This window comes from Comamonas sp. UBA7840 (genome assembly GCF_002501455.1).
Classification (GTDB): Bacteria; Pseudomonadota; Gammaproteobacteria; order Burkholderiales; family Burkholderiaceae_C; genus Comamonas; species Comamonas jiangduensis.
The window spans coordinates 133,062-155,311 of record NZ_DLTI01000023.1; the positions used below are offsets into that span (position 1 = coordinate 133,062).

At 62.3% G+C, this 22,250-nt stretch carries 22 protein-coding genes and 1 riboswitch; of the genes, 15 read left to right on the forward strand and 7 right to left on the reverse strand.

Annotated features, from left to right (window positions below):
* Nucleotides 1-83 precede the first annotated feature (83 nt).
* The 6 genes from B3R00_RS08625 to B3R00_RS08650 all read left to right on the forward strand — a co-directional run bounded on the left by B3R00_RS08625 (nucleotide 84) and on the right by B3R00_RS08650 (nucleotide 7,258).
* On the forward strand, nucleotides 84-3,833 hold the full coding sequence (locus tag B3R00_RS08625) for a PAS domain S-box protein (RefSeq protein ID WP_286998656.1): 3,750 nt from the start codon (nucleotides 84-86) through the stop codon (nucleotides 3,831-3,833).
* On the forward strand, nucleotides 3,817-4,848 hold the full coding sequence (locus B3R00_RS08630) for a response regulator (protein ID WP_286998657.1): 1,032 nt from the start codon (nucleotides 3,817-3,819) through the stop codon (nucleotides 4,846-4,848). Before B3R00_RS08625 ends, B3R00_RS08630 begins: the two co-directional genes overlap by 17 nt.
* An 8-nt stretch (nucleotides 4,849-4,856) precedes the next feature.
* Entirely contained in the window at nucleotides 4,857-5,387 is a 531-nt protein-coding gene (locus tag B3R00_RS08635; RefSeq protein ID WP_286998658.1) for a GNAT family N-acetyltransferase, read from the forward strand.
* A 60-nt stretch (nucleotides 5,388-5,447) separates the two neighbouring features.
* Nucleotides 5,448-5,972: an NUDIX hydrolase gene (locus B3R00_RS08640; protein ID WP_286998659.1), complete on the forward strand. Its 525-nt coding sequence runs from the start codon at nucleotides 5,448-5,450 to the stop codon at nucleotides 5,970-5,972.
* 214 nt (nucleotides 5,973-6,186) lie between these two features.
* A complete protein-coding gene (locus B3R00_RS08645; RefSeq protein ID WP_219163321.1) occupies nucleotides 6,187-6,768 on the forward strand; it encodes a DJ-1/PfpI family protein in 582 nt (193 codons plus the stop codon).
* Nucleotides 6,769-6,898: 130 nt separating this feature from the next.
* Nucleotides 6,899-7,258, forward strand: coding sequence for a ribbon-helix-helix domain-containing protein (locus tag B3R00_RS08650; protein WP_286998660.1), 360 nt, complete (start codon nucleotides 6,899-6,901; stop codon nucleotides 7,256-7,258).
* Nucleotides 7,259-7,526: 268 nt separating this feature from the next.
* Here B3R00_RS08650 and B3R00_RS08655 read toward each other — a convergent pair whose 3' ends face one another.
* Nucleotides 7,527-8,489, reverse strand: a complete 963-nt coding sequence (locus B3R00_RS08655; RefSeq protein ID WP_286998661.1) for a nuclease-related domain-containing protein — start codon at nucleotides 8,487-8,489, stop codon at nucleotides 7,527-7,529.
* A 90-nt stretch (nucleotides 8,490-8,579) separates the two neighbouring features.
* Nucleotides 8,580-9,536 (reverse strand): thioredoxin, encoded by a 957-nt coding sequence (gene trxA / locus B3R00_RS08660; RefSeq protein WP_286998662.1) that lies wholly within the window; start codon nucleotides 9,534-9,536, stop codon nucleotides 8,580-8,582.
* A 227-nt stretch (nucleotides 9,537-9,763) separates the two neighbouring features.
* Between trxA and purE the strand changes: the two genes are divergently transcribed.
* From purE to B3R00_RS08675, 3 genes are read left to right on the forward strand one after another with little or no spacing between them, the layout of a single operon-like run.
* Nucleotides 9,764-10,258, forward strand: a complete 495-nt coding sequence (gene purE, locus B3R00_RS08665) for a 5-(carboxyamino)imidazole ribonucleotide mutase (protein WP_286998663.1) — start codon at nucleotides 9,764-9,766, stop codon at nucleotides 10,256-10,258.
* Nucleotides 10,255-11,427 carry a 5-(carboxyamino)imidazole ribonucleotide synthase gene (locus B3R00_RS08670; RefSeq protein WP_286998664.1) on the forward strand — a complete coding sequence of 391 codons (1,173 nt, stop codon included), beginning with the start codon at nucleotides 10,255-10,257 and terminating at the stop codon, nucleotides 11,425-11,427. The genes purE and B3R00_RS08670 overlap by 4 nt, the downstream gene beginning before the upstream one ends.
* 9 nt (nucleotides 11,428-11,436) lie before the next feature.
* Nucleotides 11,437-12,435: an L-threonylcarbamoyladenylate synthase gene (locus tag B3R00_RS08675; RefSeq protein WP_286998665.1), complete on the forward strand. Its 999-nt coding sequence runs from the start codon at nucleotides 11,437-11,439 to the stop codon at nucleotides 12,433-12,435.
* Between the two features lie 147 nt (nucleotides 12,436-12,582).
* On the opposite strand, the gene dacB is transcribed toward B3R00_RS08675, so the two are convergent.
* Complete coding sequence (gene dacB / locus B3R00_RS08680) at nucleotides 12,583-14,001, reverse strand: D-alanyl-D-alanine carboxypeptidase/D-alanyl-D-alanine endopeptidase (protein ID WP_286998666.1); 1,419 nt, start codon at nucleotides 13,999-14,001, stop codon at nucleotides 12,583-12,585.
* A 125-nt stretch (nucleotides 14,002-14,126) separates the two neighbouring features.
* On the opposite strand from dacB, the gene tsaB reads away from it, so the two are divergent.
* From tsaB to corA, 4 genes are all read left to right on the forward strand, one after another.
* Nucleotides 14,127-14,828, forward strand: a complete 702-nt coding sequence (gene tsaB, locus B3R00_RS08685; protein ID WP_286998667.1) for a tRNA (adenosine(37)-N6)-threonylcarbamoyltransferase complex dimerization subunit type 1 TsaB — start codon at nucleotides 14,127-14,129, stop codon at nucleotides 14,826-14,828.
* Entirely contained in the window at nucleotides 14,828-15,358 is a 531-nt protein-coding gene (gene rimI / locus B3R00_RS08690; RefSeq protein WP_376747651.1) for a ribosomal protein S18-alanine N-acetyltransferase, read from the forward strand. Before tsaB ends, rimI begins: the two co-directional genes overlap by 1 nt.
* Nucleotides 15,349-16,110, forward strand: a complete 762-nt coding sequence (locus tag B3R00_RS08695) for a uracil-DNA glycosylase family protein (protein WP_286998669.1) — start codon at nucleotides 15,349-15,351, stop codon at nucleotides 16,108-16,110. Before rimI ends, B3R00_RS08695 begins: the two co-directional genes overlap by 10 nt.
* Nucleotides 16,111-16,316: 206 nt before the next feature.
* The gene (gene corA, locus B3R00_RS08700; RefSeq protein WP_219163331.1) at nucleotides 16,317-17,303 is read left to right on the forward strand and encodes a magnesium/cobalt transporter CorA; all 987 of its coding nucleotides are present in this window, start codon (nucleotides 16,317-16,319) and stop codon (nucleotides 17,301-17,303) included.
* A 123-nt stretch (nucleotides 17,304-17,426) separates the two neighbouring features.
* On the opposite strand, the gene otnI is transcribed toward corA, so the two are convergent.
* The 4 genes from otnI to B3R00_RS08720 form a co-directional block, all read right to left on the reverse strand.
* A complete protein-coding gene (gene otnI, locus B3R00_RS08705; protein WP_286998670.1) occupies nucleotides 17,427-18,236 on the reverse strand; it encodes a 2-oxo-tetronate isomerase in 810 nt (269 codons plus the stop codon).
* 131 nt (nucleotides 18,237-18,367) lie between these two features.
* On the reverse strand, nucleotides 18,368-18,952 hold the full coding sequence (gene metW, locus B3R00_RS08710; RefSeq protein ID WP_286998671.1) for a methionine biosynthesis protein MetW: 585 nt from the start codon (nucleotides 18,950-18,952) through the stop codon (nucleotides 18,368-18,370).
* Nucleotides 18,949-20,079 carry a homoserine O-succinyltransferase MetX gene (gene metX / locus B3R00_RS08715; RefSeq protein ID WP_219163335.1) on the reverse strand — a complete coding sequence of 377 codons (1,131 nt, stop codon included), beginning with the start codon at nucleotides 20,077-20,079 and terminating at the stop codon, nucleotides 18,949-18,951. The genes metW and metX overlap by 4 nt, the downstream gene beginning before the upstream one ends.
* A 110-nt stretch (nucleotides 20,080-20,189) precedes the next feature.
* Nucleotides 20,190-20,768, reverse strand: coding sequence for a TMEM165/GDT1 family protein (locus tag B3R00_RS08720; protein WP_219163336.1), 579 nt, complete (start codon nucleotides 20,766-20,768; stop codon nucleotides 20,190-20,192).
* Nucleotides 20,769-20,859: 91 nt separating this feature from the next.
* A riboswitch (yybP-ykoY riboswitch) is annotated at nucleotides 20,860-20,969 on the reverse strand.
* A 238-nt stretch (nucleotides 20,970-21,207) separates the two neighbouring features.
* On the opposite strand from B3R00_RS08720, the gene B3R00_RS08725 reads away from it, so the two are divergent.
* Both B3R00_RS08725 and B3R00_RS08730 read left to right on the forward strand, forming a co-directional pair.
* Nucleotides 21,208-21,561, forward strand: coding sequence for an RNA recognition motif domain-containing protein (locus tag B3R00_RS08725; protein ID WP_286998672.1), 354 nt, complete (start codon nucleotides 21,208-21,210; stop codon nucleotides 21,559-21,561).
* Between the two features lie 202 nt (nucleotides 21,562-21,763).
* Nucleotides 21,764-22,183 (forward strand): RNA recognition motif domain-containing protein, encoded by a 420-nt coding sequence (locus B3R00_RS08730; protein WP_286998673.1) that lies wholly within the window; start codon nucleotides 21,764-21,766, stop codon nucleotides 22,181-22,183.
* The last annotated feature ends 67 nt before the right edge of the window (nucleotides 22,184-22,250 follow it).

The window sequence follows — 22,250 nt, forward strand, 5'->3', positions numbered from 1 at the left end:
GTCTTGATAAGTTGCAGGATTTGTCCTACGCGCCGTGCTGGCAGGGCAAGATACGGCCCCCTCCTTTGCTCACGCTGGCTGCCATGTGGATCCGTTTTCTCTCTGACGACATCGCTTACGTGCCTATGCAGTGGGCATGGATGAACCCCACCCTGGTAGCCGTCAGCATTGCCGTGTCGGTGCTGACCGCAATGCTGGCGCTGGGGCTGGCAGGTGCTGCACGGCAAGGCCGCTACCGCCACCTGTCACAGGCTGCGGGCACTGTCAGCCTGGGTGCGGGCGTGTGGGCCATGCACTTTATCGGCATGCAGGCGTTCACGCCCTGCGGCTCCGGCAGCTTTGCGCTGCTGCACAGCGCGCTGTCTGCGCTGCCGAGCCTGCTGACCGCAGGCTTTGTGCTGCACACCCTCACGCGCCCCGCGCTGCGCTGCAGGGATGTGCTGCTCAGCGGCCTGGTGCTGGGCCTGGGCGTGGCCGCCATGCACTTTTGGGGCATGCGCGCTTCAGAGGCCACGCACTACATGGACTACGCCCCCATGGGCCTGGTGCTGGCGCTGTCACTGGGCATCGCCTTGGCGATTTTTTCCGTCACGGTGTACTGCCGCTTGCAGGAGATTGGCGCGAGCGCTATCACCACGGTGCTACTCAGCGGCAGCGTCATGGGGCTGGCCACCGCCAGCCTGCACTACATCGCCATGGATGCCATCCACCTGCCCGTGGGCTTGGACCCCGCAGGCAGCGTGCCCCGCGAAAGCCCTTGGACCCCGTTGACCATCGGCGCCAGCATTTGCCTGCTGCTGGGCTTTGCGCTGCTGGCGCTGAATATGGCTTTGCGCTGGCGCCAGCTTTTCTGGGACATCCGCCGCAGTGAGGCGCGATTGCGTGCCGTGGTCGACACGGCGGTGGACGGCATCATCATGATTGAAGGCGATGGCAGCATCGTGGCCTTCAACCCTGCGGCCGAACAATTGCTGGGCTGGAAAGCGGCAGACATCCTGGGCCGCAACGTCAGCATTCTGATGCCCGCGCCCCACCGCCAGGCACACGATGGTTATCTGCGGCACCATCTGGCCACCGGCCACACCAACGTCATTGGCTCGGGCCGAGAAGTGCAGGCCCTGCACCAAGACGGCAGCTTGATTGATGTGCGCCTGGCTGTCGGCCCGGTGGCGCAAGCAGACAAGCCCTTGTTCGTCGGCTTTTTGACCGACATGCGCCAGCGCAAAGCCATGGAATCTTCGCTGCTGCGCAGTGAAGAGCAGCACCGCACCCTGATCAGCAACATGCCCGGCGTCACCTTCCGCCGCGTTGCACAGCCGGCATGGCAGCCCCTGTTTCTCAGCACCCCGGTCGAAGCACTCACGGGCTGGCCTGCGGAGGCACTGCTGGCACACACCCAGCCGATGGAGCAACTGCTGCTGGAGAGCGACACTGCCGCACTGCACCAGGCGGTCACTGAGGCGCTGCAAGCGGGCGTGTCCTACGCCTGCGAATACCGCCTGCGCCACCGCGATGGCGACATTCGCTGGGTCACCGAAAGTGGGCGCGGCGTTTACGACGCTCAAGGCCAGGTGCAGTGGATCGATGGCGTCTTGATTGACCACACCGAAGCCAAAGCGCGCAACGCCGAGTTTGAAGGTACGGTGGCGGCCATTAACCGCGCCGTGGCCGTGGTGGAGTACAGCCTGGACGGGCATGTGCTCCACGCCAACCAGAACTTTTTGAAGCTGTTTGGCTACACGCTGGATGAGGTGCAAGGCCAGCACTACCGCCTGCTGTACCCCCAAACCCCCACCTTCCATGCGCAGGCAGCGCACATATGGCGCACGCTGCAGACTGGCGCTTTTGCCAGCATTGAATGCCAGGCGCTGCGCAAAGGCGGCAGCGCTTTTTGGGTGCAGACCACCTTCAGTCCTATCTTGGATGCCAATGGCACCACCTTGCGCATCACCCAGCTGCTGAGCGACATCACCGCCAGCAAAACCCTGGCAGACGCCTTGCTGCAAGCCAAAGAAAAAGCCGAAGCCGCCGCTGCGGCGCGCAGCACATTTCTGGCCAATATGAGCCACGAAATCCGCACGCCCATGAATGCCATCATTGGTTTTTCAGAAGCGCTGCTGGACACGCCCTTGCGCCCCACCCAGCAACGCTATGTGGACACGGTGTACCGCTCGGCACGTTCCATGCTGCGCCTGCTCAACGACATTCTGGACACCGCCAAGCTGGACAAAGGCGCCGTCGACCTGGAGATTACGGATTTCTCGGTGACCGACGTCTGCAATCTGGTGATTGGTGCACAGCGCATTCAGGCCGAGAAAAAAGGCCTGCAACTGCTGCTGCACATACACCGCGAAGTGCCGCGCTATCTGCAAGGTGACGCGCTGCGCATCCAGCAAATCGTGACCAACCTGATGGGCAATGCCGTCAAGTTCACCGAGCGTGGCCATGTGCGCCTGGAGGTGGGCTACGGCCAAGGCACGCTGCACCTGCGCATCCAAGACACAGGCATCGGGATTGCTGCCGACAAAATCGAACACATTTTTGCGCCTTTTGCGCAAGCCGATGCATCCACCACGCGGCGTTTTGGCGGCACGGGGCTGGGTACCACCATCTCGCGCCAATTGGCGCAGGTGATGGGCGGCGATATCCACATCCGCAGCACCCCGGGCCAAGGCACGGAATTTCATGTGCAACTGCCGCTGCCGCAAGGCCAGGCGCCACACAACGTCGCCGCGGTCGAGCCCACGCTCTTGCCCCCCCTGCAAATTTTGGCGGTCGATGACGTGCCTCAGAACCTGGAGCTGCTGCAACTGGTGCTGCGCCGCCACGGCCACACCGTGCATCTGGCCCCCGACGGCCAGGAAGCCGTGCGCATGCGCCAGACCCAGCCCTTCGATCTGATCTTGATGGATTTGCAGATGCCACACATGGATGGCATGGAAGCCGCGCGTGCCATTCGTGCATGGGAAGCGGACACCGGCACCGCCGCCATTCCCATCATCGCCCTGTCTGCCAGCGTGCTGGCGCAAGACCGCATGGCCTCTGACGCAGCAGGCATGAACGGCTTTGCAGCCAAGCCGCTGGAGCCCCACCAACTGATGCTGGAAATCGCCCGTGTGCTGCAGCGCGCCCCGGCCAGCACTGCCGCTGCCGCAGCCACGCCCTTGCCTGCCGAGCTACCGTTGCCCCTGGATGGCAGTGTGGCCGACTGGCACACCGGCATCCAGCTGTGGGGGGGCCAGGCCGCGCTGCGTGCGGCGTGGGTCCGCTTTATGGCAGAGCAGCACAACCGCATGCAAGAGCTGCGCACCTTGGTGCTACACAACGATGCGGCCACGGCGGCGGCCATCGTGCATCGCATGCGGGGTGCCGCTGGCAATTTGGCGCTGCCGCAACTGCATGCGGTGCTAACCGCGCTGGAAAACGCAGCCCACAACCACGATGCGGCCGCGTTTGACCAGCAGTTGCCGGCCTTAGGCTCGGCACTGGCCCAGGTGGAGGCCTTGTTGCGCGCCACCGAAGCCAGTTTCAGCGCAGCCGCACACCCCAGCGCTTTTCCCTCACCGCCCCTGTCGCATGCGGCCTTGGCCACAGCGGAAGTGGTGCAACTGCAGGCTGCATTGCAGGCCATGGCCAAGTCGCTTCAGAACGGCGAAATTGACAGCGCATCACTGCAGCGCCTGGACCAATGGCTGCCAGCCTTGCAGACGGCCCCGCTGCAAGCGGCACTGGATCTGTTTGACCTTGACCAAGCGCTGCACCATGTGCAGTTGCTGCTGGCTTCTCTTACCACTTTTGACCCAAGGAATGTTCCCGATGTTGCCCAGCCATGAAGACCGTAGGCCACGCCTGCTGTTGGTGGACGATGAGCCCACCAATTTGCATGTGCTGCGCCAAATTCTGGCCGACGACTATCGCTTGCAATTTGCCACCGATGGCCCCAAAGCCCTGCAGCTGGTGAAGCTGCAAAAACCCGACCTGATCTTGCTGGACATCATGATGCCTACCCTCAGTGGCTATGACGTCTGCCGCCAGCTCAAGGCCCACCCACAGACCCAGGACATTCCGGTGATTTTTGTCTCGGCCCTGTCCGAAACGGGCGATGAAACCGAGGGCTTTGAGGCCGGTGGTGTGGACTACATCACCAAACCCGTGCGCGCACCCATCGTGCGGGCACGCGTACGCACGCACCTGTCGCTGGTCAGAACCGAGGCCCTGCGCCAGTCGCGGCTGGAGATCGTGCAGCGCCTGGGCCGTGCCGCCGAGTACAAAGACAACGAAACCGGCATGCATGTGCTGCGCATGAGCCACTTCGCCCAGGCGTTGGCGCTGGCGATTGGCTGTTCGCCCGAATGGGCTGAGGACTTGCTGCACGCGGCACCCATGCACGATGTGGGCAAGATTGGCATTCCCGATGCCGTGCTGCTCAAACCTGGCCCGCTTACCGAGGCCGAATGGCACACCATGCGCCAGCACGCGGCGATTGGCGCCGCCATCATTGGCGAGCACGACAGCGGCATCTTGCAGCTGGCACGCAGCATTGCCCTGACCCACCATGAAAAATGGGATGGCACAGGCTACCCCGCTGGCCTGCGGGGGCTGGAAATTCCGCTGGCGGCACGCATCGTGGCGATTGCCGACGTATTTGATGCCCTGACCTCCGAGCGTCCCTACAAACACGCTTGGTCGGTGGATGACGCCATGGCACACCTTCAGGCCCAGTCCGGCAGACACTTTGACCCCGATTTGGTACCCGTCTTTCTCACGCTGCGTGCGGAGCTAGAAACCATTCGCACCCGTTGGCGAGACGAGGCGCCCGAGCCTGCGCTGGAGGACTGCCTTGGATAATGGCGGGCATGACTGTGTCTGCCTTGCCCTCACCCTGGGTGCTGCGCCCCCTGAATGCGCACGATGTTGACAGCCTGCTGCACATCCAAACCATTTGCTACGGCAACGCGTTCCTTGAAAGCCGTGAAGTATTTAGCCAGCGCCTGACGGCGCCGCACCACTGCTCGGTTGGTGTGGTGCGCGCCGGGGAGCACACACTCCAGGCGTATCTCGCGGCCTACTGGTCCACCCTCGGCAAGATAACGCCGCTGGATGGCCACTTCACCCCGGCCACGGCGGGCGATCCCGTGCTGTACCTGCACGATATGTCGGTGCTGCCCGAGCTGTCGGGCCAAGGCGTGGCCCGTTATCTGGTGCAACACCTGATGCACCAAGCGCGCCAGCAGGGACTGCGCCACGCGGCACTGGTTTCCGTGCAGGGCTCCCAGACCTACTGGGAACGTCAAGGTTTTTCTGTATGCCCCGTGCTGGATGCACAACAGTCCATGCACCTTGAAACCTACGGTGATGGTGCGCTGTACATGACAGCAGCGCTCTAATTTCTGATAGTTGCGGTGCTGACTGACAAGCGGCGCCTCCAGCGTCGCGATAATGCGCGCATGCCCAACCGATGGAAACCGAACGTCACCGTCTCTGCCGTTATTGAACGCGACCAGCGTTTTTTGCTGGTGGAAGAAAATACCGCTGACGGCTTGCGCCTGAACACCCCCGCCGGTCACCTGGACCCTGCGGAAACCCCTTTGCAGGCCTGCGCCCGCGAAGTGCTGGAAGAGACCGCCTACAGCTTCGTACCCACGGCCGTGGTCGGCATTTACATGAACCGGTTCATCCGCACCCGCACCGGCTCCGACATCACCTACATGCGCTTTGCCTTTACCGGCGACCTGGGCCAGCACCATGCGCACCGCGCACTGGACGAAGGCATTGTGCGCACCGTGTGGCTCACGCTGGAAGAGCTGCAAGCCACTGCCCACCTGCACCGCAGCCCCGTAGTGCTGCAGTCCGTGCGTGACTACCTGGCCGGCCAGCGCTTTGATACACGCCTGATTCAGGCCGACCCCAGCATCTACAGCGTGCCCGAACCCACGCCGCACACCCAGGATCTGCTGGCGCACCTGAAATAAACCATAGCTACCTGCGCTTACGCAGACTGCACTTCAAACACAAAAGATGCAGAAAGCACCATTTTGCAAGCGCCATCCGCTCTTGTTTATACAGCCCTGGCCCAGCGCCGCTGGAGCCACGTAGTAAGCGGTTAACACCCACGCCCGCCGCGCTTTCTTACCATGGAGGCAGCCCGCACCGAACGGGCCATCCCCCCATCCACCGGAGACCACCATGGCAGGCAAGAAAATTTTGATGATTTGCGGCGACTACTGCGAGGACTATGAAACCATGGTTCCCTTTCAGACGCTGCTGGCCGTGGGCCACACCGTGCACGCGGTCTGCCCCGACAAAAAAGCGGGTGAGCAGATCAAAACCGCCATCCACGACTTCGAGGGCGCGCAAACCTACAGCGAAAAGCCCGGCCACAACTTCACGCTCAACGCCACCTTTGCCGACGTGAAGCCCGAGCAGTACGACGCCCTGGTCATCCCCGGCGGGCGCGGCCCCGAATACCTGCGCGGCTACGAAAGCGTGCGCGCCGCAGTGCGCCACTTTTTTGACAGCAACAAGCCCGTGGCCGCCGTCTGCCACGGCGCGCAACTGCTGGCGGGCGCCGGCGTGCTCAAGGGCCGCACCTGCTCGGCCTACCCCGCCTGCCGCGCCGAAGTCGAGCTGGCCGGTGGCACCTATGCCGACATTCCCGTCGACCAGGCCCACACCGAAGGCAACCTGGTCAGCGCCCCCGCCTGGCCCGCCCACCCGGCCTGGATGGCGCAATTTCTGGCGTTGCTTGGCACCAAAATTTCACATTGAAATTCGGATTTTGCGCAGTGCTGGCAAGCGCTGACAGCTATTGCTTTTGAAAGCGCCTGCGCACAAACCAGCTTGACGCAACCCGCACCGGGCCACACCATGGCCCGGTTGGTTTTTCCGGGAGTGCGCCATGTGCCAAGTCTTTCTCAGCGCGGATCCGCAACTTTGGGCCCACCGCGCCCGTTCCATCCGCCTGCATGGCGTCGCCACCAGTTTGCGGCTGGAAAACCTGTTCTGGCAGGTGCTGCAAGACATTGCCACGCGTGACGGCTACAGCGTGCCCCAGCTGTGTACCAAGCTCTATGACGAGCTGCTGGCCGAGCGCGGGGCCGTCGACAACTTCACCTCGTTCCTGCGGGTGTGCTGCACGCGCTACCTGGCCCTCCAACTGAGCGGCGAGATTCCGCAGGATGTGCGCATCCCCATACGCACACTCACCCAGGCCAGCCACCGCAGCCCACCTACCCCGGCTCACACGCTGCACCATTGAGCCACCTGATGGTGCGGGCGGCTACACACCGCCGCCATTGCGATGGCGAGCACGAGTTGCGAGCGCCGTGGCTGATGGTCTATTGCGATGGCCCGCAAAAACGCGCCTGCACGCCCCCAAGGGGGCCCAGCGTGCGCCACCTGAATGGCCACGCCACAGGTGATGATCCAGAGGAAAAAAACACTCAAAAATGCTTGAACGCTTTGATAGATCAGCGTGAGCAGCTATCAAAACAAGTCATGGTGGTGGCTTGTTTTTGCCGCGCGTCTTATGGGCTGGGGGCCTGCTCCACCGCTTCTGGCTGCAAGAAGCGGCAATGCGGAAAACGCTCACAGCGCAAGAAATAACGCGCCATGCCAGCGCTATCGGGCAAGCTGCGGCGCACCACGCGGCCGCCACAGGCCGGGCAAGGCGCGGGCTCCAGCAGCGGTGCGGCCAGCGTGGGCGGCACCAACGCTGGCTGTGGCGGTGCGGCGGCCGAGTTAGCTGGCGCCAGTGCAGGCTGGCGCGGCACAGCGGGGGCTTTGGGTGTCATCCGTGGCTGGCTGGGCATGACCTTGCGGCGCGCGGTGCTGGTCGGGGGCAGGGCGTGGCGCTGCTGCAATTGCGCGACATGCGCCTTGTGCGTGCGGCGCGTGGGCTCCAAGCGTTGGTGCGACAAGGCGCTCACCAGCTGGGCCACGGCATGGGTGTCCAGCACCTCCTCGCGGTAGCTGCCAATCAGCGCCGTCACCGCCCGTCCCTGCGTGACATGGGCGGGCATGGCGGTTTTGAACTGGCAGTCGCCCGTGAACACCACCACCGAATGCAAGTGCTGCAGCGGCAGTTGCAACAGCTCTTCCAAGGCCTTGATATGGCCCCAGTTCTGGTGCAAGGGGCTGGGAAAGCTCGTGCGGTGGCGGTAGATGGTTTGTGTCCACGTGCGCTGTTTTTCGCCGCCAAAAATCCAGCCCCGCAGGTGCTTGGTCTCCAGCACAAACACGCCATAGCGTGAGATCACCACGTGGTCAATCTGGGTGGTGCTGCCGTCTTGCCGCCGCAAGGTGATGTTGTGCGCGCAGTGGTAGTGCTGCGCATCCAAATCCTGCGCCAGCCAGCGCCGCACCTTGTATTCGCCCCACCAACCCTTGAACGCCGCCGAGCGCACCAGCACCGACAGCAGCATGGCCCCCAGCGCCAGCCCCAAGACCAGCCACATCACACCCTGCACGTGTTGTAGTACCGCAGCCATCGCCATCCTCTCTGAGTGAGCGGCAAGCATAAGGCGCATGAAAAAGGAGCCACAAGGGCTCCTTTACAACACTTCAGTCGCTCTGGGGCGTCAATTCAGCGCCATGCTCAGTTTGCGGCGGTAGCTGTTGACCAATGCGGTCATCTCATCTTGCTCGGCCGTGTTTTTGCCCAGCAACTCAATGCCACCCGCGCTTTTGCCGGGCACCGCATCTTGCTTTTTGGGTTTGGCGGGGGCAATCAGCTCCAAGATGGCGACAAACAGCTTGCGGGCGGCCTGGTCGTTCCACGCCTTGTCGCGCATGATAATTTCCAGCAATTCGTCCATGCTGTGCGTCCACTGTCCTTCCGCTGCCAGCACCTGGGCCTTGGCAAAGCGGGTGTCAAAGTCGCGCTTGTTCTGGGCAATCACGGCGTCGAACTGCGCCCACTCCCAGTTGCCGCGCTCGTCTTGCTGCACAAACCGCATGCACTGCAGCCACTGCTGCAGCGCATCAAACTGCAGCGGCTTGGGAATGCGCTTGAGGGGTTCGTGCAGCAAGTCTGCGGCTTGCTCGTAATCGCCCGTGGTGATGAGCAGGCGCACATAGTCAAAGCGGGCATCGTCGTTGCTGGGGTCGGCCTGCAGGGCTTCGGCCAGTTTTTGCAGCGCAGCCTGGGTGTCTCCCGACTGCAGCAACTGCTCGGCCTCATCCACCTCGGCCTCGGCGGCCAGTTCGTTGGCGCTGGGCAGGTGCTTGTCCAAGAACTGGCGCACCTGGCCTTCGGTTTGCGCGCCCATAAAGCCATCTACCGGCTTGCCTTCCACCATCAGCACACAGGTGGGTACGCTGCGAATGCCAAACATGCCTGCGATCTGCTGGTTGGCATCGACATCCACCTTGGCCAGTTTGAAGCGGCCAGCGTATTCGACCTCCAGCTTCTCCAGCGTGGGCACCAGCGTCTTGCAGGGGCCGCACCATGTGGCCCAGAAGTCCACCAGCACGGGCACCGCCATCGAAGTGGCAACCACCTCGGCTTCAAAATTTTCAATGGTGATATCAATCATGGATCTGTCCCTGTGCAGTGCGCCCGGTGCGCACCGCGTTGTCGTCTGCGCCGCAGCGGCGTACAGCGCGCATTCTCTTCGCAATTGCGCACGATTCCTACACATAAGCCTGTTGCGCGGAATTTCAAGCCTGCGCCAAGGGCGACGCTCCCGCTGAGCACGCGTCCATCGAGGGATGGCCTTAAAATCGCTGGCTCCACTAGGCCGGGCGGTTTGCCCTGAAGAACATGAACCCCATCCAAGTTGGCGTGGTCATGGGTTCCAGCAGCGACTGGGACACCATGCAACACGCAGTTGCCATCCTCCAGCAATTCGGTATCGCTTTTGAAGCACAGGTCGTGTCGGCCCACCGCATGCCGGATGACATGTTCCGCTTTGCCGAGGCCGCAGCCGAGCGCGGCCTCAAGGCCATCATCGCCGGCGCCGGCGGCGCGGCCCACCTGCCCGGCATGATTGCTGCCAAGACCACCGTGCCCGTGCTGGGCGTGCCTGTGGCCAGCCGCCACCTGCAGGGCGTGGACTCGCTGCACTCCATCGTGCAAATGCCCAAGGGCGTGCCTGTGGCGACGTTTGCCATCGGCAACGCCGGTGCCGCCAACGCGGCGCTGTTTGCCGTGGCCCTGCTGGCCAACGAAGACCCCGCGCTGCGCGCCAAGCTTGAAGCCTTCCGCGTCGAGCAGACCGAAGCCGCGCGCGCCATGACCTTGCCGGTGAACGCATGAGTGCCAATGACACGCAAGTGATCCTGCCCGGCGCCACGCTGGGCGTGCTCGGCGGCGGCCAGCTGGGCCGTATGTTTGCCCATGCCGCGCAGGCCATGGGCTACTTCACCGCCGTGCTGGACCAAGACGCCACCAGCCCCGCCGGCCGGGTCAGTCACCACCATGTGCGCACCGGTTACGAAGACGCGCAGGGCCTGGCCGAGCTGGCCCAGCTGTGCGCGGCCGTGACCACCGAATTTGAAAACGTACCCGCCGACTCTTTAAACAAGCTGGCCGAGCGCCTGCCCGTGTCGCCCGCCGGCTCTGCCGTGGCGATTGCCCAGGACCGCGCTGCCGAGAAGGCTCACTTCGTGAAGTGCGGCGTGCCCTGCGCGCCCTACGCCGTGATCGAGACGGCCGAGCAACTGGCGACCGTCAACGACGCGCTGCTGCCCGGCATCCTGAAGACCGCGCGCATGGGCTACGACGGCAAGGGCCAAATCCGCGTCAAGACCCGCGACGAGCTGGTGGCGGGCTGGAACGAACTGGGCAACGTGGCCTGCGTGCTCGAAAAAATGCTGCCGCTGGCGCACGAATGCTCGGTCATCGTGGCGCGCGGCCGTGACGGCACCATCGTCCACCTGCCGGTGCAGCGCAACCTGCACCGCGACGGCATCCTGGCCGTGACCGAGGTGTATGAAGGCAATCTGCCCGCAGCGCAGGCGGAGCAAGCGGTAGCCGCTGCGAAATCCGTAGCTATCGGCCTGAACTACGTGGGCGTGCTGTGCGTGGAATTCTTTGTGCTGGACAACGGCCAGCTGGTGGTCAACGAGATCGCCCCGCGCCCGCACAACAGCGGCCACTACAGCCAGAACGCGCTGGACGTGTCGCAGTTCGAACTGCAGGTGCGCTGCATGACCAACCTGCCCCTGGTGCAGCCGCGCCAGCACAGCGCCACCGTGATGCTGAACCTGCTGGGCGACCTGTGGTTCAAGGATGGCGACACCGCCCAGACGCCCGCCTGGGAGCAGATCCTGGCCCTGCCCGGCGCCCACCTGCACCTGTACGGCAAGGTCGATGCCAAGCGCGCCCGCAAAATGGGGCACCTGAACATCACCGCGGCCACGCCCGAGCAAGCCCGCGCGACTGCGCTGAAGGCCGCCGACATCCTCGGCATCCCGGCGTTTTAAGGAACTGACGTGATTCTGGATGGAACGCTGGACGCGTCGGTGCAAGCTGCTGCGCTGGCCCTGCAACAAGGCAAGCTGCTGGGCTTGCCCACCGAAACGGTCTACGGCCTGGCCGCGGACAGCGACAACGACGCCGCCGTAGCGCAGATCTTTGCCGCCAAGGGACGCCCGGCCAACCATCCGCTGATCGTGCATGTGGCCGATGCTGCCGCCATCACCCGCTATGCCCAGGCCGTGCCGGTCTTTGCGCAGCAACTGATCGACGCGTTCTGGCCGGGGCCACTCACCTTGATCCTGCCGCGCCTGCCGCAGGCCGCCAAGGCCTCGACCGGCGGCCAGGACAGCGTGGGCCTGCGCTGCCCCTCTCACCCCGTGGCGCATGCGGTGCTCCAAGCATGCCAGCAACTGAACCCGCCGGTCTGGGGTGTCTCCGCCCCCAGCGCCAACAAGTTTGGCCGCGTCAGCCCCACCACGGCCCAGCATGTGGCCGCCGAGTTTGGCGACGAGCTGCTGGTGCTGGACGGCGGCCCCTGCGAAGTGGGCATTGAATCGACCATCGTCGACTGCACGCGCGGCGTGCCCGTGCTGCTGCGCCCCGGCGCCATCACGCGCGACGATATTGAACGTGCGTGCGGCACCCGACCACTCTCGAAAGAAGAGCTGCCTGCGCAGACCCCACGCGCGTCAGGCACACTTTTGGCTCATTACGCACCGAATGCCAAGGTGCGCCTGATGGAGGCGGGGCAGCTGCAAGCGGCTTTGGAGGTGCTGGGTGCGGCGGGCAAAAACATTGCCGTCTACCACCGCAGCCCGCTGAAAACGGCCGCCCCCGCCATCCATTTGCGTACCATGCCCGATAACGCCATGGCCACGGCCCGCGAGCTGTTTGGCACGCTGCGCGACTTTGACGAGCTGGGCGCCCAACTGATCTGGATCGAAACCCCGCCCGACAGCGCCGACTGGGAAGGCGTGCGCGACCGCCTGCAGCGCGCTGCGGCAGCTGGTTAACGCCAACACCCCAGTCGCGAAAAAAGCCGGTAGCACATCAACGGTTGCTACCGGCTTTTTTTTGTGTGACCTACGCGCCACGGCACAGCGTAACGGTCGCCCACGGGCAGCCCCTCGGTTCTGGGTAAGGCGCCTCAGGGAGCGCCATTAATCCTGCGCCACCCAGTCCACCAAGGCATCCATGACGGGCCGCGCAGCACCGGCATTGGGGTGATTGATCAGGGCCACCAGCACATAGCGCTGCCCACTGTTGCCATGCACATAGCCCGCCAGGGCGTTGGTGTCACGCAGTGACCCAGTCTTCAAATGCGCGCTGGCACTGGCTTTGCTGCGGCGCAGCGTGCCATCCATGCCCGAGATCGGCATGGAGGCCACAAATTCCGGCATCACCGACGAGCCCCACGCTGTTTGCAGCATGCGCCCAAGCGCCTGCGCGCTGATGCGCGCATGGCGGCTCAAGCCGGCACCGTTTTCTACCTGCGGCATCTCTGCCGCTGGCCAGCGCAGCTGCCACCACTGTGCCAGCGCCGCACGCCCTGCCTCCAAGCTGCCCACGCCCATGCGCTCTTTGCCCAAGGTCAGCAGCACTTGCTGGGTCATCACGTTGTTGCTGTATTTGTTGATATCGCGCACCACTTCCGCCAGGGCGGGGGACTGGTTTTCCCACGCAGGTTTCAGCCCTGCAGGCACCACGCCGTCGCGCACGCTGCCCGTGAGCTGCCCGCCCATGCTGCGCCACATGCCTTCCACAGCCTTGAGGGCAAAACTGTTCGGGTCTGGCAAGGCGATGGCCCAGTTTTTATCGCCGCAGCTGGCGGGGTAACGGCCTTGGAGCTGAATGCGCTGCGGGTCACTCCAGTCCGCCTGCAGCTGGCTGCGCCAGTCACCACATGCGGTGCCGGGGGGCGCCAGTGGCACACTGGTGGGTGCCTGCAGCTGCCCCATTGGCAGCTCATAGTGAATGCGTGCCACGCCCGCTGCCCCATCGGGGATAAAGCCCAGCACCTGCGTTTTGTAGTTGATCAGCAGGGCATCCGGCCCCGCGTTGTAGGGCTTGAACGGCTCACCATCAAAGGCCGCTGCATCATGGCCCTGCACCTGAAAGGCCGAGCGGTCCACCACGATGTCGCCCACAATCACTTTCACGCCCATGCCTTGCAAGCGCCCCAGCATGAGCCACAGACGCTCGGACACCAGCTTGGGGTCGCCAGCGCCCTTGATATAGACCGTGCCACGAAAAGCGCCGTTGTCCACCACGCCATCCAGATACACCGGGGTGCGCCACACATAGGTTGGGCCCAGCTGCTCCAAGGCAGCATAGGTGGTGACCAGTTTCATCACCGATGCGGGGTTCATGGCCTGCATGGCCTGCCAGGCCAGCCGTGCGGGCTTGCGGCCTTCCACCGGCGCCACGTACAGCGAGACGGCATCGCGCCCAATCTGGGCGCGCGCCAAGGCGGCTTCTACCGGCGGGGGGAGGGACTGCGCCAGCACATGGCCAGCACCGGCCAGCGCCACGCTGGCCACACTCAGGCGCAGGCTGCGCCACATCAGGGTTTGCAACATAGCTGCAAAGTGTAGTGGCGGGCCACGCGGTTTTGGCTGGGCCGCTGCACGCAACTACGCCACGCGCCCGATAATTGAGCGCTTTGGCGCCTTGGCGCGCCAGGCTTACCTTTGCAGCGCGCACCATGAATTTGCTTGCTTTTGACACCAGCACCGACACCTTGTTTATCGCCATTCAACGTGGCGACCAGCTGTGGCAACACCAGGCAGCCGGTGGCGCTAACTCGTCGGCCACCCTGATCCCCGCCATCCAGGCCGGACTGCAGGCTCTGGACCTGAAGCTCGTCGACCTCAAGGCGATTGTGTTTGGCCGTGGCCCCGGCTCTTTCACGGGCTTGCGCACCTCCTGCGCGATTGCCCAGGGCCTGGCCTTGGGTGCGGAGTTGCCCCTGGTGCCTATCGACACCTTGCTGGCCGTCGCTGAAGAAGCCCGCCACCAACATGGCTGCACCGATGTCATGGCCGTGCTGGATGCGCGCATGTCCGAGGTCTACCACGCAGGCTACCGCTGGACCGATGGCCTGTGGCAGTCCACGCACGCGCTGGGCGTGTGCGCGCCCGAAGCCTTGACCGTGCCCGCCCTCGCCGTGGTGGTGGGCAATGCCCAAGCCGCCTACCCAGACCGCCTGGCCCCAGCGGCCCAGCACCTGGCCGCCCTGCCCACGGCCACTGCCCTGCTCCGTCTGGCGCCCACGCTGATGGCCGACGGCCACTTGATTGAAGCCTCCTACGCGCTGCCGCTGTACATCCGCGATAAGGTCGCCAAAACCACGGCAGAGCGCGAAGCCGAGCGCCAAGCTGCAGAGCCACCACACCCGCACGCATGATGCACCCCCAACTGCCCCCCGCTTCCGCCAACACCTGCGCCTTGCCGCCGGATGGGTTGCCTGCGCCTGGGGCGCAAAGTCACCGCGTGGTGCCACTGACCGAAGCCCTGCTGGGTGCCATCTTGCCGATTGAACAGGTGGCTTATACCCACCCGTGGAGCCGTGGCAACTTTGCCGACGCCCTGCGCAGCGGCTACTGCGCCCAGGTGCTGATGCAAGGCGAAGCCGTGCTGGGTTACTTCATCGCCATGCAAATCCTGGATGAGGTGCACCTGCTCAACATCACCGTCTCACCCCTGCACCAGAAACAAGGGCTGGGCCGTAAGTTGCTGGACATCTTGGCGCACTGGAGCCGCCACACCGCCAAAGCCCAGTGGCTGTGGCTGGAGGTGCGTGAGAGCAACACGCGCGCACGCCATATCTATGAACGCCACGGATTTACCCAAGTCGGCGCACGCAAGAAGTACTATCCGGTGCACCATGGCGAGCGTGAAACCGCCATTTTGATGAGCATGCACCTATGGCCCTGAACCTCGACCCCCGCCAACGCGCCATGCTGCAGGAAATGGGCATCACCTTGTGGATGCCCACCGCCGCTGTAGCTGCCTCGCCTGCCGCACCTGTGCCGCAGCGCGAAGCCGTGGCTGTTGCGGACACGCAGGAGGCCGTAGCCCCTGCCTTGCCCGCAGTGGCTGCGATTACGGTGGCAAGCCCGGCCATCCCTGCGGCGCCCGTCGCTGCTGCCGCCAGCGAGGCTTCGCCCAGCGCCGAGTGGCAGATTGCCCCCGCCGTGCAGGCTTACCCCGCCGCCACGGGGGGCAGCCCGCAGGATGCATGGCTGGTCATTTGGGAAGCACCCAACCCCAGCGCACCGCTGGAGGGCGATACGGGCAAGCTGCTGCACCACATGCTGCGTGCGCTGTGGCTGCACCACAGCCCCCATGTCTGGATTGCAGGCGTGCAACGCCCTGGCCATGAGGCATTGCCTGTTGCCGGGGTACCTGCGCAACCCGTGGCGTGGCAAAGCCTGTCACAGGGCTTGGCGGCCCATGTGCAGCACACCCAGCCCGCGCGCATTCTGGTGCTAGGCATGCACGCAGCACGCGCCGTGCTGGGCAGCGAAGAAGCGCTGGGCCGCCTGCGCGCCCAAGTACACCAGGTGCAGCACATTCCCACCGTGGTCAGCTATGACCCGGCCTACCTGCTGCGCTCTCCCCATGCCAAACCCGCAGCCTGGGCCGACCTGTGCCGCGCCCACACCCTGCGCCCACCCTCTTCGTGATGCCCGTGCGGCGGCAGAGGCTGCCGCTGCACACTGCGGGCAGCCCCGGCATAATCGCGGGCTTGTCATATTTTCGAGATATCACCGTGGAAACCTACCCTAGTTGGTAGCTTCCATCCTCTCCCAAGGCCTTGCGGCATGAGACTGGATTGGAAGCGCACCCAATCATTCCCCGCTAAAGCCACAACAACATTTGGGAGAGCCGTATGCTCAATATTTTCTCGCTGTCCAACGGCCGCTTGGTTCAGGAAGAAATCGAATCACTGGAAGAGCTGGCGCAGTTTCAGCCCATCTGGGTGGACCTGGAGTCCCCCACCCTTGAAGAAAAGCGCTGGGTCAAGCAGCACTATGGACTGTCCATTCCCGATGACGCGATGGACCTGGACATTGAAGAATCCGCCCGCTTTTACGAAGAAGACAACGGCGAGCTGCACATCCGCAGTGACTTCTTGCTCGACGATGAAGAAGACCCGCGCAGCGTGCGGGTGGCCTACATCCTGAACCAGCACAACACCGAGCTCAAATCCTGCGGCGTGCTGTTTTCCATCCACGACGAAGACATTCCTGTCTTTCGCCTGCTGCGCCTGCGCGCGCGCCGCGCGCCGGGGCTGATTGAAGATGCCAAGGACGTGCTGCTGAAGCTGTTTGACGCCGACGCCGAGTACTCTGCCGACACGCTTGAAGGCATTTACGACGACCTCAAGCACGTCAGCGCCCGCGTGCTGGACGGCAACGTGACCGATGATTACGCGCAGGAAGTGCTGGCCGATATTGCCCGCCAGGAAGACTTGAACGGCCGCATCCGCCGCAACATGCTGGACACGCGCCGCGCCGTCAGCTTCATGATGCGCAGCAAAATGCTCAATGCCGAACAGTTTGAAGATGCGCGCCAGATTCTGCGCGACATTGAGTCGCTGGACAGCCACACGCAGTTCCTGTTCGACAAGATCAACTTCTTGATGGACGCCACCGTGGGTTTCCTGAGCATCAACCAGAACAAGGTCATCAAGATCTTCTCGGTGGCCAGCGTGGCGTTGCTGCCCCCCACCCTGATTGCCAGCGTGTACGGCATGAACTTCCGCGTGATGCCCGAGCTGGAGTGGACCTATGGCTACGTCTACGTCATCTTGCTGATGATTGCCAGCGCCGTCGGCCCCATGCTGTACTTCCGCAAACGCGGCTGGCTCAAATAACACCGCGCAAAAAAACAGAGCGCCTTGCGCTCTGTTTTAGGTGTTTTCAGATATTTTTCATATTGAAAACAAGAATAGACGCGCACCAGACGCTCTCTTTTTTCATTTAGCTATCACCCAAGTTTACAGCAGCGTAGCCATCCAGGCCAGCCCTTGGCTGGTGTCTTGGCGGGGCCGGTACTCGCAACCCACCCAGCCGCTGTAGCCCAGCGCATCTATCACGCTGAACAGATAGCGGTAGTTCAGCTCCCCCACATCCGGCTCCTGGCGTTCAGGCACGCCGGCAATCTGGATGTGGCCCACGCGCCCCGTGGGCAGGTACTGGCGCAGCTTGCTGGCCACATCGCCTTCAGTGATCTGGCAGTGGTACAGATCCATCTGCACCTTCAAATTGGGAGCTGCCACGGTTTGCGCCAGGCTGTGCGCCTGGTCCTGCGTTTGCAGGTAGTAGCCGGGCATGTCGCGGTGGTTGATGGGCTCGATCATGATGTCCACCCCCACATCGGCGGCGGCCTGCGCCGCCCAGCGCAGATTGGAGAGCACGCGGCTGCGCAGCGCATAGCGCGCCGCGCCATTGGGGATCAGGCCGCTCATCACATGGATGCGCGGGCACTGCAGCACTTGCGCATAGCGCAGCGCCTCCCACACCCCGTTGCGAAAGCTGTCTTCTTGCCCGTTCAGGCACAGGGTGCCGCGCATGCCTGCATCCCACGCCTGCGCCATTTCTTGCAGATTGCGCCCCCCGGGCGGTGCGTTGAACAGCACTTGCTGCAAGCCATGCTTGTCCAGCAGCTCGGCCAGTTCCTCGGCAGGATAGGCATAGGGAAACAGGTATTCCACCGCCTGAAAACCATCTCGGGCAGCCGCTGCAAAGCGGGCCAAAAATGGCAGTTCGGTGTACATCAGGGAAAGGTTGGCAGCAAAGCGTGGCATAGGCGGATGATCAAAACTTCTGGGCGGCACACTGTCACGCCCGTTGGGCCATTCAGTGCCGCACAGACCACGAGTACATCAAAGACTTGGCGTTCAGTGAAGGCAGCACAGGCAAAAACTCGCTGGCAGGCCTAACCACGCTCCAGACAAAACACCGATGTGCTGGCGCGCAGATTGGGCAGCGTGCGGATGATTTTTCCTTCTTGCAGGCCAAACGCATCCACCACATGCAAGCGGTTCTTGTGGGCCAGCACCTCAAAGTCTTTGAACGTGCCCACGCGGATGTTGGGCGTGTCATACCACTGGTAAGGCAGATGGCGCGTCACCGGCATGCGCCCGCGCAATACCGAGAAACGGTTGGGCCAGTGCGCAAAGTTGGGAAAACTCACCACGCTCATACGGCCCACGCGTGCGGTTTCGCGCAGCATGGTCTCGGCATTGCGCAGGTGCTGCAGGGTGTTGATCTGCAGCACCATGTCAAAGCTGTTGTCATCAAAGATGGCCAGGCCTTCGTCCAGGTTGAGTTGCAGCACATTGACGCCACGCTGCACACAGGCCAGCACATTGGCATCGTCAATTTCTACACCGTAACCTGTACAACCACGTTCGCGCTGCAAAAACGACATGAAGCTGCCGTCGCCGCAGCCCAGATCCAGCACGCGCGCGCCTTGTGGCACCAGTTGGGCCAATGCTTGCATCGTTGGGGTGGCAGTCATGCGGCAAACTCCTTGGCAATACCTTCAAAGTAAGCGCGCATGGCGCTCAAATAACGCGGGTCATCCAGCAAAAATGCGTCGTGTCCGTGGGGCGCATCGATTTCGGCATAGCTGACATCACGGCCGTTTTGCAGCAGCGCCTGTACCATCTCGCGGCTGCGGCCCGGGGCAAAGCGCCAGTCGGTCGTAAAGCTCACCAGGAAGAACTTGGCCAGGCTCTGGGCCAGCGCAGCTTTCAAGCTGCCGCCGTACTGCTTGGCGGGATCAAAATAGTCCAGCGCCCGCGTAATCAGCAAATAGGTGTTGGCATCAAAGTAACCGCTGAATTTGTCGCCCTGGTAGCGCAGGTAGCTCTCGATCTCAAACTCAATGTCTTGCGTGGTGAACTTGATGTTCGGCCCTTCGCGCAGCGCGCGGCCAAATTTTTGGTTCATCACATCGTCACTCAGATAGGTGATGTGACCAATCATGCGGGCAATGCGCAGCCCCCGCTTGGGCACCACGCCATGGGCATAAAAATCGCCGCCATGAAAATCCGGGTCGGTCACGATGGCGCGGCGCGCCACTTCGTTGAAGGCGATGTTCTCGGCGTTCAGGTTGGGCGCACTGGCCACCACCACCGCATGGCGCATGCGCTCGGGGTATTGCAACGTCCAGCTCAGGGCTTGCATGCCACCCAGACTCCCTCCCAGCACCGCCGCCAGCTGCGAGATGCCCAGCTGATCCAGCAAAAGCGCCTGAGCGTTGACCCAGTCTTCCACCGTCAGCACCGGGAAGCTGGAGCCATACACCTCGCCCGTATCCGGATTGGTGTGCATCGGGCCGGTCGAACCAAAGCACGAGCCCAGGTTGTTCACGCCGATAACAAAAAACTTGTTGGTATCGACCGACTTGCCCGGGCCAATCATGTTGTCCCACCAGCCCTCGCTCTTGGGCTGGCCTTCGTACACACCAGCCACGTGGTGCGAGGCATTCAGGGCATGGCAAACCAGAATGGCATTGGATTTGTCGGCATTGAGTTGCCCGTAGGTCTCAAATGCCAGGGTGTAGTCGCGAATGCTTTTGCCGCTTCGCAGCGGCAGCGCATCCGGAAAGTGCATGGATTGGGGTGTGGCGATGAAGGACATAAAAAAACCCGGCATCGCTAAAAACGAGGCCGGGTTGGGATATGCGGTTTCGTCTTTAGCAGTATTTGTAAAGCGCCCGCAAGCAGAAGCAAATCAGCGCATGAGGCCCATTATGCCAAACCCGGCACGCTCTGGGCGAACAAAGCCACCAGCCCCAGCACCAAGAAGATGACCGCAGAGATGACATGTACCAAGCGAATTGGCACCTTTTTGACCAGCTTGTCACCCAGCCAGACCACGGGCGCATTCGCCAGCATCATGCCCAATGTGGTGCCCAGCACCACCCACAAGTAGGCGTTGTACTGCGCCGCCAGCATGACGGTGGCAATTTGGGTTTTGTCCCCCATCTCGGCCAAGAAGAAAGCAACCACCGTGGTGCCAAATACCCCCCAGCGCGAAAAGCTCTTGACCGCTTCATCCTCAAGCTTGTCCGGAATCAGCATCCAGACTGCCATCGCAATGAACGACAGCCCCAAAATCCAGCGCATGACATCGGGGCCAATGAAGGCATTCACCCAAGCGCCCACCGCACCCGCCAAGCCGTGGTTCACCACGGTCGCGACAAAGATACCCAGAACAATAGGCCAAGGTTTGCGAAAACGTGCGGCAAGCACCAAAGAGAGCAACTGGGTTTTGTCGCCCATTTCTGCCAGCGCAACAATACCAGTGGATACGAGAAAGGCTTCCATGTGTGGGAACGTAGAGATATAGGCTGGCTCAAGCGCACATTGACTACCACCGTGCCAGCCATAGGAACGGTTGCAGTCAATGGTCTTGCCCAGCTTCTGTCGAAGCCGCATGCACCATAGCGCTGAGCGCCAAGTCTGTTGATACATGCTTTTGGCGCGTTGCACGCCAAACGGACTACTCCCCAAGGACTTCGCTATTGTAGCTATTTGCAACCTCTATTACGCGTGCCGCCCCCGGGAAAGCCCGCAAACTATGTTGTATAGGAGCATAAATTTGACAAAAACCCCATTGTCTGCGTGACAGCTTGCCTCATAATGGCTTCGCTCACGAATGCGATAGCACATGAGCAAGTGCGTTTGCGTCTCTAAGGTAGGTCACATCAAGTTGGCTTTCGGTTAGGGCTCCATCGCGTTTTAAGTTTTTTTCTAGGAGTCCAGCATGGGCAACAAACTGTATGTAGGCAACCTGCCTTACGCTTTCCGCGACAACGACCTCGAGCAGGCGTTCTCCGAATTCGGCGCTGTGCAAAGTGCAAAGGTCATGATGGAGCGCGACACTGGTCGCTCCAAGGGTTTCGGCTTTGTGGAAATGGGCAGCGATGCCGAAGCACAAGCTGCTATCCAAGGCCTGCACGGCCAAAACTACGGCGGCCGTGATCTGGTTGTGAACGAAGCTCGCCCCATGGAACCCCGCCCTCCCCGTAGCGGTGGCTTCGGTGGTGGCAATGGCGGCGGCTTCGGCGGCGGCCGTGGCAATGGCGGCGGCTACGGCGGTGGCCGCGGCGGTTACTAAGCCAAACCTCTAGCGCTTAATCAGCGCTTTGGTAATAAAAAAGGAATCCTAGGGTTCCTTTTTTATTTGCGAAACCTATTCTTACTCCGAGCGCTTGTCATTTATTAACTATTTCACCAATAATATTTATGCAGTTATTTATTTGCTGCATTCAAATAGTTTGAAATAAAAAAGCATCGGGTTAACGGCACAGGAGTACGTGATGGGTATGAAGTTGTACGTGGGAAATTTGCCCTACGGGTTACGTGATCATGATCTGCAGCAATCCTTTACGCAGTTTGGCAACGTGGTAAGTGCCAAAGTCATGATGGAACGAGACACTGGGCGTTCTAAAGGATTCGGCTTTGTAGAAATGGGCAGCGATAGTGAAGCTCAAACTGCCATTCAGCGCATGAATGGCCAGACTCTGGGTGGCCGCAGCATAGTGGTTAATGAAGCGCGCCCCATGGAGGCACGTACACCGCGCACCCAATCCTATGGAGGTAGCTTATCTCCGTCCAACGGACATGCTGGGCGCAACGAAGACAACTTCCGCAGTCCTTACGGTATAGGATCCCGCAATCGCGGCAGCCAAGGTAACGAGCAAGGCAACCCGAGTGGCAACCGTTTTCGCAACAATTAACGTATCGATACCCCCAATAAAAAAGACCCAAATGGGTCTTTTTTATTTATAAGAAAAATCTTACATT